This window comes from Acinetobacter sp. UBA2063 (assembly GCF_002333245.1).
Taxonomy (GTDB): domain Bacteria; phylum Pseudomonadota; class Gammaproteobacteria; order Pseudomonadales; family Moraxellaceae; genus Acinetobacter; species Acinetobacter parvus.
This window is the reverse complement of the sequence record NZ_DDAH01000108.1, coordinates 3,774-4,721: the sequence shown is the minus strand read 5'-3', so window position 1 is coordinate 4,721 and position 948 is coordinate 3,774. Positions and strand designations below refer to the sequence as shown.

Below are 948 nucleotides of genomic sequence, written 5' to 3'. Positions count from 1 at the left end.
GTTATCTTCATCATTTATAAGTTTTCTTGAAGAAAACTCTTTAGATGATCAATATTATCTGTTTGTAACAGTTCACGTATTTTTAAAATTTGCCTTTCATCTAAATCATAAAGTTTGAGTGCAAGCAGTTTTTCTATATCTTGTGGAGAAAAGCGGTACTTCATTACTTTGGCGGGAACACCAGCAACAATCGCATAGGGTGGCACATCCTGGGTAACCACGGCACCTGTTGCGACCACCGCTCCCTCACCAAGTTTTACTCCCTGCATAATCATGGCGAGACTGCCAATCCAGCAACCATCTCCAATGATGGTATCTCCAGCAGGCAAAAAACTACGTGTATCAAAGGGAAAGGTTGAAATCCAGTCTGGTCGATGCAACTGATTGCCACCCATCATAATCACGCATTCAGCCCCAAAGCAGACAAAATTGCCAATATGCAGTTGATCAATTGGTTTTTCAGGTGTAGCAGGTTTGTCATGCAAATAACGCACCACGCAACGTTCAAAACCTTGATCCCAATAGGCTGAATAATAAGAATAATTACCTTTGATATGGATATTTGGATTGTTTACTGTTTTAGCAATAAATTCGAACTCGCACCAGTGTTTAACAGGTGAGTTGATTAATGGATCCATATCTAGACAAAATATTAAAAGAAAGCCGTGACATTATAGCTTTTATATCAGGAGGGAGTGCTAGTTGGAGAAAAATTTCCAAAGCCAAGTAAACAAACGTTGAATTTGATTGTGAAATAAAAAGCCGAGAACTGCACAAAGTAGAGCTGTATCAAAAATAATGAGCGCAGAGCTGGTTGCAGAATTCACATGAACCCCCATGCGATGGCAATCCCAATACCCAGAATAATTCCTGCAATTGCATACATAAATGCACTTATGAGTCGATCTTGCATTCTTTATCTAATTGTTATAGTCAAATCATTATAAA

General features: G+C 38.6%; 1 protein-coding gene and 1 pseudogene. Both read right to left on the bottom strand.

All coding sequences use genetic code 11. From position 1 onward, the window contains the following. Positions 1 to 14: 14 nt before the first annotated feature. Positions 15 to 638, bottom strand: a complete 624-nt coding sequence (locus B4H32_RS04825) for a CatB-related O-acetyltransferase (protein WP_286800453.1) — start codon at positions 636 to 638, stop codon at positions 15 to 17. Positions 639 to 698: 60 nt separating this feature from the next. After that, positions 699 to 913 (bottom strand): annotated as a pseudogene (locus tag B4H32_RS12755) (hypothetical protein). Between the last annotated feature and the right edge of the window lie 35 nt (positions 914 to 948).